17 protein-coding genes are annotated in these 17,635 nt (G+C 41.9%); 9 read left to right on the top strand and 8 right to left on the bottom strand.

The genetic code is table 11. From position 1 onward, the window contains the following. Positions 1–213: 213 nt before the first annotated feature. Positions 214–1,293, bottom strand: a complete 1,080-nt coding sequence (locus PLL47_RS08855; protein ID WP_324445831.1) for a hypothetical protein — start codon at positions 1,291–1,293, stop codon at positions 214–216. Positions 1,294–1,415: 122 nt separating this feature from the next. Next, positions 1,416–2,525, bottom strand: coding sequence for a hypothetical protein (locus PLL47_RS08850; RefSeq protein ID WP_324445830.1), 1,110 nt, complete (start codon positions 2,523–2,525; stop codon positions 1,416–1,418). A 309-nt stretch (positions 2,526–2,834) separates the two neighbouring features. On the opposite strand from PLL47_RS08850, the gene PLL47_RS08845 reads away from it, so the two are divergent. The 4 genes from PLL47_RS08845 to hisC all read left to right on the top strand — a co-directional run bounded on the left by PLL47_RS08845 (position 2,835) and on the right by hisC (position 7,528). Further along, positions 2,835–3,317, top strand: a complete 483-nt coding sequence (locus tag PLL47_RS08845; protein WP_324445829.1) for a PUA domain-containing protein — start codon at positions 2,835–2,837, stop codon at positions 3,315–3,317. Positions 3,318–3,783: 466 nt separating this feature from the next. Further along, positions 3,784–4,782, top strand: coding sequence for a hypothetical protein (locus PLL47_RS08840; RefSeq protein WP_324445828.1), 999 nt, complete (start codon positions 3,784–3,786; stop codon positions 4,780–4,782). A gap of 477 nt (positions 4,783–5,259) precedes the next feature. After that, positions 5,260–6,447: an acetylornithine transaminase gene (locus tag PLL47_RS08835; RefSeq protein ID WP_324445827.1), complete on the top strand. Its 1,188-nt coding sequence runs from the start codon at positions 5,260–5,262 to the stop codon at positions 6,445–6,447. Continuing rightward, a complete protein-coding gene (gene hisC, locus PLL47_RS08830; RefSeq protein WP_324445826.1) occupies positions 6,434–7,528 on the top strand; it encodes a histidinol-phosphate transaminase in 1,095 nt (364 codons plus the stop codon). The genes PLL47_RS08835 and hisC overlap by 14 nt, the downstream gene beginning before the upstream one ends. 80 nt (positions 7,529–7,608) lie before the next feature. On the opposite strand, the gene PLL47_RS08825 is transcribed toward hisC, so the two are convergent. The 4 genes from PLL47_RS08825 to artA form a co-directional block, all read right to left on the bottom strand. Next, positions 7,609–7,965 carry a dihydroneopterin aldolase family protein gene (locus PLL47_RS08825; RefSeq protein ID WP_324445825.1) on the bottom strand — a complete coding sequence of 119 codons (357 nt, stop codon included), beginning with the start codon at positions 7,963–7,965 and terminating at the stop codon, positions 7,609–7,611. 80 nt (positions 7,966–8,045) lie between these two features. Next, on the bottom strand, positions 8,046–8,789 hold the full coding sequence (locus PLL47_RS08820; protein WP_324445824.1) for an archaetidylserine synthase: 744 nt from the start codon (positions 8,787–8,789) through the stop codon (positions 8,046–8,048). Positions 8,790–8,791: 2 nt separating this feature from the next. Further along, positions 8,792–9,418, bottom strand: coding sequence for a phosphatidylserine decarboxylase (locus tag PLL47_RS08815; protein WP_324445851.1), 627 nt, complete (start codon positions 9,416–9,418; stop codon positions 8,792–8,794). A gap of 5 nt (positions 9,419–9,423) precedes the next feature. Continuing rightward, on the bottom strand, positions 9,424–10,293 hold the full coding sequence (gene artA / locus PLL47_RS08810) for an archaeosortase A (RefSeq protein WP_324445823.1): 870 nt from the start codon (positions 10,291–10,293) through the stop codon (positions 9,424–9,426). Between the two features lie 846 nt (positions 10,294–11,139). Here artA and PLL47_RS08805 point away from each other — a divergent pair. The 4 genes from PLL47_RS08805 to priL all read left to right on the top strand — a co-directional run bounded on the left by PLL47_RS08805 (position 11,140) and on the right by priL (position 14,010). Beyond that, entirely contained in the window at positions 11,140–11,550 is a 411-nt protein-coding gene (locus PLL47_RS08805) for an NUDIX domain-containing protein (RefSeq protein WP_324445822.1), read from the top strand. Then, positions 11,534–11,848, top strand: coding sequence for a transcription factor S (locus tag PLL47_RS08800; RefSeq protein WP_324445821.1), 315 nt, complete (start codon positions 11,534–11,536; stop codon positions 11,846–11,848). The genes PLL47_RS08805 and PLL47_RS08800 overlap by 17 nt, the downstream gene beginning before the upstream one ends. Before the next feature lie 326 nt (positions 11,849–12,174). Further along, positions 12,175–12,912 carry a DNA polymerase sliding clamp gene (locus PLL47_RS08795; RefSeq protein ID WP_324445820.1) on the top strand — a complete coding sequence of 246 codons (738 nt, stop codon included), beginning with the start codon at positions 12,175–12,177 and terminating at the stop codon, positions 12,910–12,912. Positions 12,913–12,918: 6 nt separating this feature from the next. Then, positions 12,919–14,010 carry a DNA primase regulatory subunit PriL gene (gene priL / locus PLL47_RS08790; protein WP_324445819.1) on the top strand — a complete coding sequence of 364 codons (1,092 nt, stop codon included), beginning with the start codon at positions 12,919–12,921 and terminating at the stop codon, positions 14,008–14,010. A gap of 76 nt (positions 14,011–14,086) precedes the next feature. Here priL and PLL47_RS08785 read toward each other — a convergent pair whose 3' ends face one another. Together PLL47_RS08785 and PLL47_RS08780 are read right to left on the bottom strand one after the other, a co-directional pair. Next, positions 14,087–14,551, bottom strand: a complete 465-nt coding sequence (locus PLL47_RS08785) for a glyoxalase/bleomycin resistance/dioxygenase family protein (protein WP_324445818.1) — start codon at positions 14,549–14,551, stop codon at positions 14,087–14,089. 305 nt (positions 14,552–14,856) lie between these two features. Continuing rightward, complete coding sequence (locus PLL47_RS08780; protein WP_324445817.1) at positions 14,857–16,176, bottom strand: cobyrinic acid a,c-diamide synthase CobB; 1,320 nt, start codon at positions 16,174–16,176, stop codon at positions 14,857–14,859. Positions 16,177–16,638: 462 nt separating this feature from the next. On the opposite strand from PLL47_RS08780, the gene PLL47_RS08775 reads away from it, so the two are divergent. Beyond that, on the top strand, positions 16,639–17,635 hold a 997-nt coding region (locus tag PLL47_RS08775), incomplete at its 3' end, for a hypothetical protein (RefSeq protein ID WP_324445816.1).

The raw sequence follows: 17,635 nt of genomic DNA, 5'->3' as shown, positions 1-17,635 counted from the left end.
ATTAATTTTTTTGTTAGAGCATAGAACAAAAGTATATATTAAGAGGTAAAGATTTCTGGAAGATAAAATGGTAAAAACACTATCATGCAGGAGGGGAGAAGTATACATTAAAATTTTAGATCAGCCGATAATTTTGCACATATATTTATACAGTTAGGATATACACTTGGAAAAAGGAAAAGTAGAGAGCTGGAAAAAAGAAAAGTAGAGAGTTCAGTATTTGCAGATGGTTGAGGAACAGGTATTACAGGGATCTTTGAACTCGAAAATAATCAGATTTGATACGGTCCTGACATCAAAAGCATACCCTGCTGTCAGGAATAGTTTTGAAAAAAGTGCTATAAGTTTTCCAGTGGCTACTTCTTCGGAAAACTGATGCCTGATTTTTATGTATATCTTTTCTCTATCAACTGTCCTTTCAACATCATTTGCAATCTGGGTAACAGAAACTAATTTTTTGCAAATAACAAACAATTCATAAAGATGTATTTCCCTGATAGGCTTGCCTGCAGATGCCTCGAAATAGCTTGTAATATCAGGAATCTCCCCGGAAAGAAATGTTTCAAAGACATCCCTGTTGAGGTTTATCCTCTGATATCTCTGGAGCCTGTATTTCTCTACCAGAGACGTCCAGAAATCGGGTTTACTTTTAATTTCTTTGAAAGTATAATCAAGGGTTCCAAAGTTTTTGCGAATCCCCGGAGGAACATCTGTGTCAGATCTATGTTCTTTAAGGAAAATACGAATTGAATTGGACTTCCGATGGACAAAGGGAACATCAAGGTTCAGATAGCGACCAAGAAATATAGAAATTGCCTCAGCAAGATATGCTCTTAAACTGGGGTCTCCATTCTCAATAACTATAACCTCGGTGTTATCCTCCTGAGTACTGTGGTATGCTTCAACTTTCCATCCCATATTCAGACTACGAGTATTAAGATATTCCAGAAGATCCGAAACACTCTTAATCTGATACGGATTGAAAATTTCACTTACAAGTTCATCATCTACGAGTATCCCATCAGTATTTTCAATAAGCCATCTGAATGAAAGCTGACTGATCAATATGCATTCCCCGCTCTCAATCAGATTGTTACGAATCTCAGGATACTTTGTTGAGTTCTGTGAAAAATATTCCAGGGCGTCTTCTAAGGACTTATGACCCTGAAGAGCAGTATCTGCAAACTCTATTACATCCCTGATTGCAGCACTAAGGTTCCCGTTATTTTTGCCCAGGAAGGGCTGCAATTTTTGAAGGTCTTCATCTTCCATAGAAACGTTTTTGCGAATCAAAGGCTATCCCTGCGTTATAAAGATTTTATATCAACAAACAGCCTGGAAGTTGCAGGCATCTATAAGCTTGAAGATTATCAGCCAGCTTACGAGAGTGATTCATATATATAAGTTCTTATTTATCAGTAAAGATCAAGACCCGGACAAACTTTTACGGCATCCTGCTCTGAACCTTCAGAAATGGAAAAATCAAACATTATGAGTTTGGACACATACGTTACACTGAACCTGTGCAGGCCAGCTTCAAATAAATTGGAGAACAGCTGAATAATTTTTAAAACTACATTTTCGTCAGAGTAGTCATGCCTGATTTTGATGGACTCTTTTCCTTTCTCAGCGCATATCTCCACATCGTATACAAGCTGTGAAGCAACTACAAGGTGTTTAAAAAGGGGAAGCAGTTCCGAAAGAGGGATTTCACGAAGTGAGCGGTCAGCTTTAATCTCAAAATATTTTGTTATATCAGGAAGCTTCCCTGCTAACAGGGCTTCAAAGAGGTCTTTATCCAGATTTACCCTCCGATAATTGAATTTTGTATAGAGTTCTGCAAGCGTTATCCAGAAAGCAGGTTTTCTCTCAATTTCCCTGTAAAGAATATCTTTAGGACCAAAAAGTTTCCTGACTCCGGGAGTTACTTCGTGCATATCATGCCGAACAAAATGCCTGAAATATACTGTAATTGAATTGGATTTCCTGTGAAGCGCCTCTGCGTCCAGACCCTCCCGGCGTGAGAGAAAAATGCAGACAGCCTCTACAAGGAACTCGCGAAGATCCCTGTCTCCTCCAATGAAATCCATACTTTTAAACCCATTTTGAAGGTTTTCTCCACAGGAAGTAGAGATTTTAATCTTCCATCCAAGCAGTTTACTGATATGGTTAAGGTACTCCTCCAGCTCGGGAATTGTAGTAATCAGATATGGATTAATAAGCTCATAGACAACATCTTCATCAATAAGCTTACCTGCATTGTTTCTTATAAGCCACTTCATCATCTGCTGGCTTATCGTAACAAATTCTCCGCTTCTGATAAGCTGTTCCCTTGTTTCAGGAAAAATTTCCTTCTTTCTGAAGTTTTCAGAACCCCCTTCCGGAGTTCCATAACTTTCAGAGGGAGGGCTGACCAGGTCGATTACTTCCCTTATTGCTGCACTTAAATTTCCTCCATTTTTTTCCAGCAGAGGCTGGAGTTTCTGGAGGTGGTCTTCATCTAAAGAAACGTTTTTACGAATCAACAAAATCCCGGCTTTTTTTGAATTAGTGACTTGTTCTGGAGAAATCTCCATCTGAAGGATAAGTGCCTGAGGGCAGTGAAAGTTACGCTTATGTCTCTTTCAAATAAGTCGATAATTAATTGTATCAAGGCGATAATTAATTGTATCTTTATTATTACGGAATTTGTATTTCCAGACAGTCATTGGTTAAAAGATACAAAATATAAATAATTTATTATTTCATTCAGAAAATATAAAATTTGCATACCCTCTTACAGTTTAACTCAACAACCGGAATGGCTTTAAGGTCTGCATATATTATCTAGCCTCATGAACAGCGACGTAGAAAGACTTTCCAGAGTCCGTATGATTGCGGATTATCAGTTCGGAAAAGGTACAGGAAAAGAGCTTTTTCCAGATGGATCAACGTTCCAGCTGTCCCGGACAAAAAGAGTACGTCAGATCCTTCATTCAGGTAAAAGAATCGCAACTGCAAGAGCAAAAGACGGTTTTTTTACCCTCAGTATTGAAGGAGCTTCCATAGTCCACAAACTTCTTCCCGGCAAAAAGCTCAGAGTAGTCGTTTCCGATGATGCTGCACCCTTTGTAGAAGCAGGCAAAACAGCTTTTGCAAAGCACGTAGTTGAGATTGATCCGGAACTCCGGGCTGGAGAAGAGGTGCTCATCACAGACAAAACAGACAGGCTGCTTGCAACAGGGCAGTTGCTCTTATCCCCTGCAGAGATCCTGGCTCTTGATAGTGGAGCAGCCGTGGACGTAAGGGTAGGGACCGCTTCGAAAAAAGAAGAATAAACTTTTCAGAATTATTTAAATCAAGTAAGAAAACAGGTCAAGGAAGAAAATATTAACAGGAAGACAAAAGTACTTTTACTTTTTATACAAATTTTCATATAGCTAGATAATATATAAGGTGTCATCCTTACCGCCCAAAAATGAGAATTGGCAGAAAAAATGAATAAGAATATATTGTAGATAGTTATTTTTGAATGAATGCTACCTTACAAAATAAATAATTGTATTTTCAATATTGCGGTTTAAAAAAACCATACCTCTAAAACCACATCCAAACCTTTAAACCTGATAACAGGAAACAGTTTTCTCGGAGAGTGAAAACATCTCAGAGCCGGAGCAAATCCTGAAAACCCTTCTGGTTCCCGATAATACCAGAATAGAAACAAACAGAATTACAGTAGAGGGAGACGTTATTATCGGCAACCATTCCAGCGTCCAGTACTGTATATCTGGAGATACAGTCATCATGGGAGAAGGGGTTGCTGTTTCCGGAGATGTGACAGCCTGCTCTGATGTCAGGATTGACATGTGGTCAAAGATAGGAAGCGGGGTAAAGGTCGGAAGGAACGCATATCTGGGAGAATTCGTTAACATTGACGGAAAACTGATTGTAGAAGGGGACCTGGACGTAGGAAAAGAAGTAAAAATTAAAGGCGGATTTGAAGCCAAAGGCTGGATTATCGTCAGGAACCCTGTCCCTGTAATCATGTTTCTGCTCCTGTATATCAGGGAAATGATGCGCCTCGGCAAAGGAGAAGAAGTAGAAAAAGCACTTGAAGAGCTTTTTGATGACTCCGAAGAGGGTGAGGAATTTGATGGAAAAGAACCTGCGGAAAAAGTACTTATCATACCCGCAGATGCAAAAATCTCCCCTGAAGCTATTGAAGTCGGCGGAGAAGCAATTATAGGGAGCAACTGCTATCTTATAGGTAATCTCAGGGCGCAGTCTATCGAAACCGGAAAATCCCTGGTCCTTAAGGGAAGCGTCAATTCGGAAGGAAATATAACAATAGGAGAAAACAGCACTGTCTATGGAAGCCTTGTTTCAAAAGGACAGGTAAATATCGGCAGGAACAGCAGAGTCTTCGGAGGAATCAGAGCCGATTCCGTGTCCCTGCATGAAAAAGCAAGAGTGGACGGTACTATAAAAGCGCCTTCCGGAGTATCTTTTTTAAGGGAAGCAGCAGGAGAGAAACCTCCTCTTGCAGATGTTAACGCTTTAGGGAAAGTGATTATGGTAGAGGCAGAGAAGCAGCTGAGGAGTGAACCTGAGGAAGGACTCGTAAAAGCTGTGGCTCTTGAAGAAATAGCTACTCTAATCAAAACCGGTCCTAAAGTCAAAAACGGCTTTGTGCCTGGTATGGAAAAAAAATCTGCAAGAACCAGATCTCTTGCGAGAACCCGGCATTTTGCGGGACCCAGATCACTCAAAAAGAGACAGGGAACCGGAGAGCATCAGAGCTAACCGGAACTCTTTGACTGGCTCCATAGTATGCGGTTCTTTGCTCAGAATTTTTCAAAAAGGCTACTCATGGGAATTGAATTTTCCTGAATCTTTATTTCTTTGAGCATTGATTTTGCTCTGCAGCAGAAAATGTTCTTTTTCCAGAGAGCAAACAACCGACAGTATTCTCTGAAGATTCCATATGAACTGGAAATTTTCCTGGAATACAGGGGAAAAATTTAAACTGAGAAATTAGTTAATCAGGAAGTTATTAATTCAGGACATCTTTGTAGAAACCAGTAGACATAAGAGAAGAAATTTCATTGAGAGAAGAAATTTCAAAATAATCAACTGATTTATAAGCTCATATAAACTCATGAATTTTCGACTTATTGCCGAAAAAGAACTTAAAATTCAAAAGGACTTAAAATTCAATTCATCTTTCATTATAGCCCAGAGACAAATTTACGATTACAAATTTAAAGGGAAGGATTTTACTTGACAGAAAAAATTATTGATTCCGGTGACCTGCAGGCAAGGTACAATTCCGTTATAGAAAAAGACTCAAAATATGTGATGCAGAGTTACGGGCATCAGCCCATTGTGCTTTCAAAAGGCAAAGGAGCCATTGTCCAGGATATTCTCGGAAAAGAGTATATTGACTGCGTGGCAGGCATTGCAGTAAATAATGTGGGACACTGCCACCCTGCAGTTGTTAAAGCAATTCAGGAGCAGGCTGAGAAATTAATTCACGTTTCCAATATATATTATACAGAGAGGCAGGCAGAATTTGCTGAAACCCTTGCCTCAATTACAGGCATGGAACGTGTCTTTTTCTGCAACTCGGGAGCCGAGGCCGTAGAAGCTGCAATGAAACTGGCCCGCGTTGCTACCGGAAAAAGTGCCTTTGTAGCAGCCGAACATTCCTTCCACGGCAGGACCATAGGAGCCCTCAGTGTAACCCACAAGAGCATGTACAGGGACCCTTTCATGCCGCCTGTAAGTTCGGAAACCACCTTTGTCCCGTATTCCGATGCTGATGCTGTCAGGAAGGCAATTTCCGAAGACACCGCAGCAGTTATCCTTGAACCGATCCAGGGAGAAGGCGGAGTCAATATTCCGGACCCCGGATACCTGAAAGAAGTAAGGGAAATCTGCGACGAAACCGGAACCCTCCTTATCTTCGATGAAGTTCAGACAGGCTTTGGAAGGACAGGCACCTGGTTTTGTAAAGAACAGTTCGGGGTAGAGCCTGACATAATGAGTATGGCAAAAGCCATAGCAGGAGGATTCCCCATGGGTGCTATTGCGGCTCGCAGCGGGCTCACTTTCGGACGCGGACAGCATGCATCTACGTTCGGAGGCGGACCTCTTGCCTGTGCAGCAGCTCTTGCTTCAATTCAGGCAATAAAAGAGGAGAAGCTTCTGGAGCGCTCAAAGGAAATGGGAACTTATTTCATGAAAAAGCTCTCAGGCATGAAAAGGGATGATATTGTGGAGGTCCGCGGAAAAGGGCTTATGATAGGAGTTGAGATCAAATACCCCTGCGGAAAGTTTGTAGATTTTGCAAGGGAACACGGCGTGCTTGTAAACTGCACCTCTGAATCTGTACTCCGCCTTGTCCCGCCGCTTGTGATTACTAAAGAACAGATAGATACGGTAGTTGATATCCTTGAGCAGGCGTGAACTGATAAAAAAGGAAATATTTGATATTGCAGAATACGTTCCCGGAAAATCAATAGAAGAAATAGCTTCAGCCTACGGGCTTAAACCTGAATCAATTATCAAACTGGGTTCAAACGAAAACCCCCTGGGTCCCTCCCCGAAAGCTGTACAGGCTCTTATAGAGGCAGCTCCAGGAGCAAATATCTATCCCTCGGCAGATGCGCACGAGTTAAGAGAAGCTCTCTCGAAATACACAGGTTTTCCTGTGCCGAACATCGTCGCCTCAGGACCGGGAATGGACGGACTTCTTGACGGGCTTTGCAGGATAATTATTGAAAAGGGAGACGAGGTTATAGTTCCTACCCCTACCTTTTCCTATTATGAACTTCCTGCAAGAGCCTGCGGCGGAAAACCTGTCTTTATCAGGCGGAATCCGAACTTCTCCGTAGACCCTGAAAAGGTCCTTAAAGCCGTATCTTCCAGAACCAAAATCATCTTTCTGTGTTCCCCCAATAACCCTTCAGGCAACCTCCTACCCGAAGCCGACCTGAGGAAAATTGTTGAAAATACTCATGCCCTTGTGTTTGTTGACGAAGCATATGTTGAATTTGCGGACAGGAACCTTGCAGGGCTTGTAAAGGAATATGACAATCTTGTAATCGGAAGAACCTTTTCCAAGGTATTCGGGCTTGCAGGGCTGCGCCTGGGCTACGGGATAATGCCTGAATGGCTTTCAAAAGAGTACTTAAGAGCAGCTACCCCATTCTCTGTAAGCCTTCCGGCGTTAAGGGCAGGACTGGCTGCACTTTCGGACGCGGACCATCTGAATAAAAGCGTAAATCTTGCAAGAGAAGGCAGGGAATACCTGAAGGAAAAAATTCCGTTTAAGGTTTATCCTTCTCAGGCAAACTTCGTGCTCGTAGATGTCTCTCCTTTGAAAGCAAAAAAAGTCACGGAGAGCCTTCTGAAGAAAGGAATAATCGTGCGCCCCTGTGATTCATTCAGGGAAGCCGGAGATTCTTTTATCAGGGTAACAGTCGGTACTCCTGAGCAGAATGAGAAGGTTGTCAGGGCTTTTGAAATGTCAAAAAGCGAGGTTTAAAGCCTTGCTTCTGAAACCCTGCTTATTTCCTTAATTTAATATTTTAAAAATTCGAAACCTGAACACTATCCAGTCTTTAATTATTCTATGTTTTCAATCTTCATCAATGGATAATCCAGTTCAGAATCGTATTTCATTGCGACCTTCACCCGTGATGAGCCGTATTTCACAGTGATTTTAACTTCAAGCATGGGTCCCTGAAGTTCAGTGTATCCAAATTCGCTGTTTAATTTGCTTTTTAAGAGGTCACGGTCGATTTTCACGGAAATATTTTCCACAAAGGGCTGGACTGAAATGCTTTCCTGAATAGCCTGCTCAAGGCTCGAAGCTGTTTTCAGGTTTACAGGAGAACCCGTAAACTGGTGATATAGAGCTCCCAGTTTTATTCCAGCTTCGAAAAGCGCATTATCCCTATCTGTTATTTTGTTATCGGTCAAATAATCCTCTCCTTACTAATTCGATGTTCAGCATGCTGGAATCAGAGAATCACTGAACTAACTTTGCTGCTTTTCTTTATTTACTGCTTTTCTCTCCTTCCTTCAGCCTTTAGTCCTTTTTTGCTGCCGTAATCTTTGCTGTTAGCAATGCTGATCAGAGGAACTTTCAAAAAAGGAGAAAACAGGTAGCTCAGCATGAGAACAAAGGGCAGAAAAGAAAATATCCTCATATACTGCACATCAATAAAGTAAAGCAGCATGGTTATTCCGAAAACAGCAGCTACAAAAGCCAGAACTCTTATGTTCCTTATCTTCGGGTAACTTACGGTGCTTACCATCAGTATAGAGAGAACAAGAGTCAGAGCAAGGAGAGCGTCTACCCTTACAAAGCTTTCGCCGAGCAAAAAGTATGTGACAAGCATTATGCAGCCTGCGGTAATAGGAAGCCCTTCGAATCCTGCTTTGGGGACAGAGATTGTAGAATTGAAGCGAGCGAGCCTTAGAACGCCGCAGACAGCATAAAAGCCTGAAAATATTCCGACAACAGGCTCTTTTACTCCGAATTCGAGAAATATGAGAAGAGCAGGAGCAACTCCAAAAGAAACCGCATCTGCCAGAGAGTCAAGCTGCTCCCCGAGTTCTCCTCCTTTGAATCTGCGGGCAATATATCCGTCCGCTCCATCTGCAATTGCAGCAAGCAGGAGCAAAACCAGAGCAAATCCAAAAGAGTTACTCTGAGCAGCTGCCGCAATGGAGCCAATTCCGCAGATCAGGTTCAATAGAGAGACCAGGTCCGGGAGTCTTAACATCTGGAATACGTTCATATTTAAAAGTCCCTATCATTTTTTATTGTTGCTATAATTGTCTTGCCTGCAAGCACCCGCTCCCCTTTTTCAACTGTAATGTCAAAATCGTGAGGAATTGTTACATCAACTCTTGATCCAAACCGGATCATACCAATGCGCTGGCCCTGTTCTACAAAATCATCCACATTTGAATATGTGACAATCCTGCGGGCAATCGTACCTGCAATCTGTGTAACTCTTACATCTCCATATTTGCTGTGGATAATAAATTCGTTTCTTTCATTCCTCTCCGAGTCCTTACAAAAAGCTGGAAGATAACCTCCTTTTTTGTAGATAATCTCCCTGATTTTTCCGGAGATGGGAGCTCTGTTAACATGCACGTTCTGAAGAAACATAAAGATGCAAATCTTCCTGTCTCTGATATCGATAACCGTACCATCGGCAGGGGAGATCATATAAGTGTCAGATGTTTCTACCTTTCTCTCTGGATCCCTGAAAAAGATAACCATTACGAAAGTTAACGCCATTCCCATATTAGCAATATAATTGAGGAACGGTAAGCTATCTGTTGCCCTGGAGAGAATTGCAAATAGGGCGGTTACAGACGCAGCTGTGAAAAGCCAGGGTTCGGAGCCTTTTGCAATCATTGATCTCAATCCCTAGCAAATCTATGCAGAAGATATTTCAATTCTTCGGAGAGTATGACCCAGAGACCGTCGATCATCTCAAGCAACTCAGGAAGAATCTTGAGTACAGCATATGAAATTAAGAAGAGGGCTATTCCTGACCCTGCTTTTGCAATATAGTTATGGGCAATGATGAAACTGTCAGTACCAAACCACTGTTCTCCATAAGCTATGACCACAAATATGTCCCTGATAAGGTTAAGCACATAGATCACGGGTACGGACACGATGAAAGCAGGAACCAGGCGACTGAGGGGGGCTCTGACAGAGCCTATCAGCCCCATAAAAAGAGCAATGCTTTCAATTGCAGTACACGCAAGGATGATCTCAACCGTGTACCCGTTAAGGGTTATCATATTCCATGTTTTCATATATGCAGGAATTCCCAAGTACTGAAGAGCCCATGTAACCTGTGAGGCAACGTTTCCTATAATCCAGGTATTCAGGGAAGGGAAATTTGCAAACGGGAAATACACAAGAGCCCCAAGCGCACTTGCACTTGTAAGCATTGAAGTTATGTCAAGAGAATCTCCTTCAACCTGAGTTGAAAATTCCGAATGCATTACTTCTCTGTCATTCTTTAGAATAAGAGGACCTTTCCTGTACTCCTGAAGCATTATGTATGCCACAAGTAAGCAGAAAAGGGCAAACAAGAATGTAAGGCCCACATTGGCATAGTCCTGAATCTCAAAGTAATGAATAGGCTGATAACCCCAATGGATGGAAAATACACACCATCCTATTCCCCCTATAAGTTTACGAACTCTCAGGGTTCTGGGGATAACGGATGACGCAATCATTAACCCGACCGCGAGCCAGAGTACACTCTCTATCATTTTTCACGCACCTTTTTGCCCGGGATAAAGACATTCAGTATTTTATATTTATGTTATGATGCAGGAAAATCTCGAGCAAGTTCTGAAGTTTGGGAAATAAGAACATGAAATTCCCTAAAATAATTAATAGATTTCCATAGAGGTTCTACAAATTAAAGTTTTCATATCCATAAATATAAGGGTCTCAAAGGTTATGGATTTTACTTTCTGATACAGCGAGTTTGAAGTCTCCCAGGGTTCATTCCGATAATCTCAGAGGGTAATTCATGCCTGAAAGATAACACTAACCGGCAAATAAGATGTGATTATATTGAACCAGATAATTACCAGATTTAATTACCACATATAATTACCACATATATATGGATTACAGGTTTCTGACCTAACTTTAAATATATAAAATCCCTGCTCGGATTTCTTAAGTCAGGCATTTGATGATCTTAAGTGCCCTGTAAATAAATAACAAATTTCTATTATAGAAAAATAACGGATTATAAGACATTTATATTTTAGAAGAAAAATTATTCAGATCCAGCGGTTTCAAAATAAATAGATAAAGAATCTTTTGGTTATCTACAAAAGAGAAACCTTTAATAAAGACTACTGCGTAAGGGGATTTTTTCTCAGGGTAGACTCGGCCCATATTATCGAAAACCTTAGAACAACTAAAAACAGAATGAGAAGAGTAAAAAAGTTGATAAGAATAATTGAAATATGATGAAGAGTTTCTACAATATGTACAATACTATTATATTATTTTACCTGGCGAAATGCTAGAAAAAGCTAATCAGGAAGGAGATTTGTAGAGAAAAAAGATCATATTTAAAGTGAACTAAGAAGGCGTTTATGAAATATAATACCCCCAGCCTGACCGTTGACACTGTAATTCTCTTTAAAAACAAGCTTGTTCTGGTGAAGAGAAAAAACCCTCCATATCAGGGAAAATTTGCCCTTCCTGGCGGCTTCGTCGAAATCGGGGAAAGTACAGAAAAAGCAGCTTCCAGGGAAGCTTTTGAAGAAACGGGCCTTTCTGTAGAGATTCTCAAACTTATCGGTGTCTATTCCGATCCTGAACGCGACCCGAGAAGGCACACAGTATCAGTGTGTTACCTTGCGAAAGGGTACGGAGACTTAAAATCAGGCTCTGATGCTGCTGCCGTTGAACTTTTTGATCTTGATTCGATTCCTGAGCTGGCTTTTGACCATAATAAAATGATAAACGACGCAAAAAGTGATATTAATGCAATTCTGTACTAAATGCAAGAGTATGATGTTTCCTAAAGATGGTAACTACCACTGCAGAAAGTGTGGAAACACAATACCGATTGAAAGTGACGCAAAGAATTTCGTCTCCACAGCCAAAATCGATGATCGCGAAGTAGTTGTACTCGAAGGGGAACAGACTTCAGGTCTGCCAACAACGAATGTAAAATGCCCGGAGTGCGGAAACAATACTGCAGCCTGGTGGCTCAGACAGCTCAGGTCTGCTGACGAGTCCGAAACCCGCTTCTTCAAGTGTACAAAGTGTGGGTTTACATGGAGAGAATACGACTGAATTCAATATTTTTGTTCCCGAGCCCTTCTTAAAAACGTAGTTCTGGAAAATTTAACTCCAAATAGTGTACTTCTGAATAACGGGTTTTCAGGTCAGAATTTCTTCAGTATCTCAGGCAGAGCCTGAAGCTTCCTGATTTTCTGACCAAGATTTATATAGTTGCTCGGACTTTGAACCTAAAAGTTTATCCCGGTTCCATACATCATTATTTCGAGCAGGGAAGTTTGCCTCAAAAGGATAGAAAATCCCTCTCAAATTGTAAGGAAATTTATATATTCAGGGATAGATAAGGAGTTTAAGGCTAATTTATTCGATGGAGAAGAATCATGTTCAAGGCAGCAATTAATGCAGAGCTTCTGAAAGACGCAATTGCCGCACTGGCTGTAATTGTAGATGAGGTTAGATTTAAAATTAAACCCGAAGGTATTTCGGTAAAAGCGGTTGACCCTGCTAATGTCGCAATGGGAATTTTTGAGCTTGGATCATCAGCTTTTGAGGAATATAGCGCTGACGAGTGTGAAATAGGAATCGACCTGAATAAGATTACTGATCTCCTGGGAATTGCGGACAGAACCGATACAGTACGGATGCAGCTTGAAGAAGGAAGCAATAAGCTCCTGATTGATGTAGGAGGGCTTTCCTATACTCTTTCCCTTCTTGATCCTTCAACAATCCGTGCAGAACCCAGAGTTCCTCAGCTTGAACTGCCTGCCAAAGTTGTCCTGAACGGTGCAGACCTCAGGCGTGCCGTAAAAGCCGCAGAGAAAATAAGCGACCATATGCTTATGGGAGTTTCCGGTGATACTTTCTATATGGAAGCAAAGGGCGATACCGACCAGGTCCGCCTGGAAATGGGCAGAGACCAGTTAATCGACCTGAAAGCAGGTGAAGCCTGTTCCCTCTTCTCCCTGGACTACCTGACAGATATAGTCAAGCCCACAAACAAGGTAAATGAGGTTACTCTCTCCCTTGGAAAGGACTTCCCTATCCTGATTGATTTTGAAATTGCAAACGGTGCAGGAAGAATCTCTTACCTCCTGGCTCCAAGAATTGAATCGGACTAAGGTGGCATGCAGGCAGAAAAACTTGCATATTACCCATTTACTTCAGAAGCGTCTGCCCACGTTGGAAACCTGGGAATTTCCTTAGAAAGCCTGCTTAATTCGCGGGCTTACAGGGCTGCAAGAGCCCGTGGAATAGAAAGGGTGAAAGAGGCTCTTGAAGGAGAAATTAAAAAATTTCCCGTTTCAGGGGAAGCCCAGGTTCTTTCAGAACTCCTTTCCTATCCCTTCGCCAGGATGCTGGTTGCCTGCGTGGATGACCAGCTATTTACCCGGCGTTATGCTCTGGCAGAAGCCAAGGCTGCTTATACTTTTTTGAAAAATGAAAGTCCTGATTTTCTGCTCGAATTCGGGGAAGATTTTGGAATATCAGCAGATGCTCAGGACTCCTATTTCAGCATGCATTTTACGGATTACATCCGCTTTTCAAATTCCCTGAAAGATCCTTCCTGGAAACTGACAAACCGCCAGCTCAGGGCAGGCAAAATAAAAATCACAAAAGAAGAGTTTGCAAGGCTCCTTGAAGAAGCGGTCAGGGAGAGGATTGAACAGTCCTTCCCTATCCCGGAAATTCCTGCCGAGGTTTCAAGCTTCTGTGCCCCATATGTTGCCGAAATTAAAGAACAGTTTGAGGTCCAGAAAAAGAAATTTGGATCTACGGACTTTGGGACTGTTGAACCCGAGCTTTTTCCTCCCTGTATTGCCCATGCTCTTGCAAATGTGCAGGGCGGAGTAAACCTCGCCCATTCAATGCGTTTTGCGATGACATCTTTCCTGCTTAATGTGGGCATGTCGGTGGATGAGATCCTCAACCTTTTCAATATCTCCCCAGATTTTGATGCGGAAAAAACCCTCTATCAGATAGAACATATCGCAGGCGCTACAGGCAATACATACAAACCCCCCGCCTGCGACACTATGAGGACTTATGGCAACTGCGTCGGGAAAGACAGGCTCTGCGAGAAAATCAGCCACCCTCTGGGATATTACGAGAAAAAAGTGTTCATAAAAAATAAAGAAAAAGAGCAGGCAGAGGAGAAACAGAAAGAAAACGAAAAGGATGACGGAAAAGAAAAAGGAAATGAAAATAAAAGCGGATAACGGAGAAGTAAAAGAGAAACAAAGTGGAATAACAGAAAAATGAAAGTAAAATTCAGGGGCGCCAGCCATTAGCCGTTCATAGAAACTGCCTGACAAATTCCTCTGGCATTAAAGTGCGTTTTGAGGTTTCTTCTACCGATGATCCTTCACTCAAGAGCCTTTTTACCACGCTTTCCATGGGTTCCCCAACTTCGACGATGTGCATATCAGGGTCGTAAAATCTGATAACTCGCTGTCCCCAGGGCTGTTCTTTTAATTCATGCACATATTCGATGGAATCCATACATTTCAGCTTTTGAAGAAAACTATCTAAATCCTCTTCTTCAAAATACAATTCGGAATTGTTCGACTTTTGAATAATATCGTTCCTGTTCACACCTATCAAATCTGAAAAGTGCGATTTCAGATGTATTGCAAAGCCGCCCTCAAAAGACACATTTTCACCAAAATCGTACTGTACTCTTTGATTGAGAACCTTTTCGTAAAAGTTTCTGGATACTTCCATATTGTTGACAACGATAAGCGGGCATATGAACTTCATTTTATTCCCTCCTTCTGTAGTAAGTTTCTGTAGTAAGTAAAGGTACTGGATGTGACTCATGTTCCAGATATTATCATACAATTGAAAAACACGTTAAACCAATCCTTTGAGTATCCATTCCAGTATGTTACCCATGTTCCTAAAGATTATTTCGATATTTATTAATCTCAACCAAGAAAGCTGAAAGTATTTTTCTGGAACCTCAGGGAAAATGTCTCACAAAAAACATCAAAAGAAAAAGGCATTTAAAAAGAAAGGATTTAAAGAGGAGATTTGGAAAGGATTTTTACCTCTCCCCTTGCATTTTATTTTCTTCTGTAATCCCGGCATTTTTGCACGAATTTTTCTACCGGGAAACTGGCAGGATGGGAATGCATATACCCTGCAAGAGTATTGTGCTCAATAAGCCCGTCAAAACCGTCCTGTATACCTTTTCCGCGGATCATTTCGTATGCGAATCTGGCATCTCTGTCGCATTCCGTAAGGGAGTAATGGAACTCATGGCCCCTGATATTGCGGGAAGAGAAGTTTTTGTCAAGAGGGCGGGCTTCGGTATATCCGAGAGCTTTCAGCCGGTTTGTCATGCGCGTATTTGCAGGCACAACATCAGCCAGCTTATAAACCCTGTCATCGACTTCGTAAGTTCCGCAGAGATATAGCAGGCCGCCGCATTCTGCATAGATAGGCAAACCGTCCGCTGCAAGCCCTTTTAATTTCCGTGTAGTTTCTGAGTTTTCAAGGGTTTCTGCATAGAGTTCGGGATAGCCGCCTCCAAGGTAAATTCCGTCCACATCAGGAAGTTCCCCCTCCATCGGGCTAAAAAATACGACTTCTGCTCCATTATCCCAAAATGCATCAAACATATCCCGGTAGTAGAAACAGAAAGCAGGATCCCAGGCAACTCCAATCCTGAGATCTGTTCCCGGACTCTGGATTACCTCAGCTTCAGGAACCGAACAGGGTTCAGCAAGTTCAAGCACTGCATCAAGGTCAACATTTTCTTCGATAAATGCTGCCATTTCTGCGGTGTTATAGTCCTTTTCATGTGCCATATAGAGCCCGAGATGCCTTGAAGGAACCTCAATATCTTTTCGTCGGGGGATTGTGCCGATAATAGGAATGTTGCCCGGAAGTGAATTTTTTACAAGCTCTGCATGGCGGGGGCTTCCTACCTGGTTAAGAATGACACCTGCAACCCGAACTTCTGGATCGAACTCAGAATAACCCTTCAGGAGGGCTGCAGTACTTCTGGACATGCCATGGACATTGATTACCAGAATCACCGGAATGTCAAGAGTCTTTGCTACGTGTGCCGAGCTCGCAATTTCCGTAGAATCAATTCCGTCAAAGAGACCCATTACCCCTTCAACGACAACAATGTCAGCGTCTGCAGATGTACGGGCGACTGTCTGCCTGACACCTTCCGTACCCATCATATAGGTATCCAGGTTTCTGGAGGGGCGCCCGCATATGGCAGTGTGATGGGAAGGGTCGATATAATCCGGTCCTACCTTATAAGGCTGGACTTTTAGCTGCCTGTGCTTGAGAGCAGCCATAATACCCATGGAGACTGTGGTTTTTCCAACTCCGCTATGGGTTCCTGCAATAAGTATTCCTTTTGTCATTTGGTAACTATTGTATAAATTAATATATATAAGGTTATTAACGGGCAGCTTAGAGATCTTTATGCTATTTCAAAAAAATAATGAAATAAATTGTGCAAATAATATGAATAAATCATATTTTTTAGGGAAAATAAGGATTAGACAGAATCAATTAATGCTAACATTTTCAAGGTATTAAGGAACTTATAATCCAGCGCCTTATACAGCATTGTGAAATAGAATAAAGTATTATAAAGTTTTAAACTTATTTTTCTCAGGTCATATAGTTTAATCAAGTATTAAGGGACTTAAATCGGATTTATATTTTATAATAAAGGCTTAGATTCTTTTTTTTATTCTGATTTTTGGAAGCCGAATAAGTATTTTTATATGTTTAACTGCCCCGAAACTCTTCGGTTCCAGATCTTCTCACATAAAAGGAGCAAGATCATACAAAATTATTGGAACGTTTGGAGGGACAAAATGCGCTTCAGAGAAAAACCAATTATGAAAATTCTGGCATGTGTTTCTATTGTAATAATGATGTCAAGTCTAATTGCTGCAGGAGCAGCTTCCTGTGATGCTCTAAAAAAATCTGCAGGAAATTCTACTACTGTAGATTGCGATCAGGAAGAGTGTGTATGTGGTTCATGTGACTGTGAATCTACTGCAGACTGCGGAGAATTAAATTGTGACTGTGACTCATGTGACTGCGCATCTACTCCAGATTGTAGTCAATCAATATGTGGAAAAACTTCAGGCTGCGCACAGGCAAGCAGTTCATGTGACTGTGAAGAATGTGACTGCGAGTCCAGTGAAGCCTGCGCACAGGGAAACTGTAGCTGTGAGGCATGCGACTGTGATTTAAATTGTGGCAATACATGTACTGCAACAGTAAGCGACTCTGACGATTCAGACAACTGTGACAGTGAATGTACTGCAACGGTAAGTGACTCTGACGATTCAAATACCTGTGACAATGCATGCACTGCAACAGTAAGCAGCTGCGACAACGCAAACACATGTGGCAATTCATGCACTGCAACAGTAAGTGATTGTGATGATGCAGACGACGAAACAGACTGTGGAGGCACCTGGTATATACCAGCTGACGAAGCAAGCTGCGCAAGCACTGTATCAGAAGGCTGCAATGCAGGTGAAGAAACAACCTGTGCAAGCACTGTAACAGAAGGCTGCAGTGCAGATGAAGGAGCAAGCTGTGCAAGCACTGTAACAGCAGCTGACGAAACAAGCTGTGGAAACGCTGAAACCGTATCAGAGAGTTGCAATGCAGATGAATGTGTAGAGGAAGCTACAGAAGAAGCAACTGAAGACACATCAAGTGAATGTGTAGAGGAAGCTACAGAAGAAGCAACTGAAGACACATCAAGTGAATGTGTAGAGGAAGCTACAGAAGAAGCGCCAGAAGACACATCAAGTGAATGTGTAGAGGAAGCTACAGAAGAAGCGCCAGAAGACA

The organism is Methanosarcina sp., from assembly GCF_035390745.1.
Lineage (GTDB): Archaea > Halobacteriota > Methanosarcinia > Methanosarcinales > Methanosarcinaceae > Methanosarcina.
The sequence above is the reverse complement of the archived record's forward strand: the minus strand, read 5'-3'. Positions and strand labels throughout refer to the sequence as shown.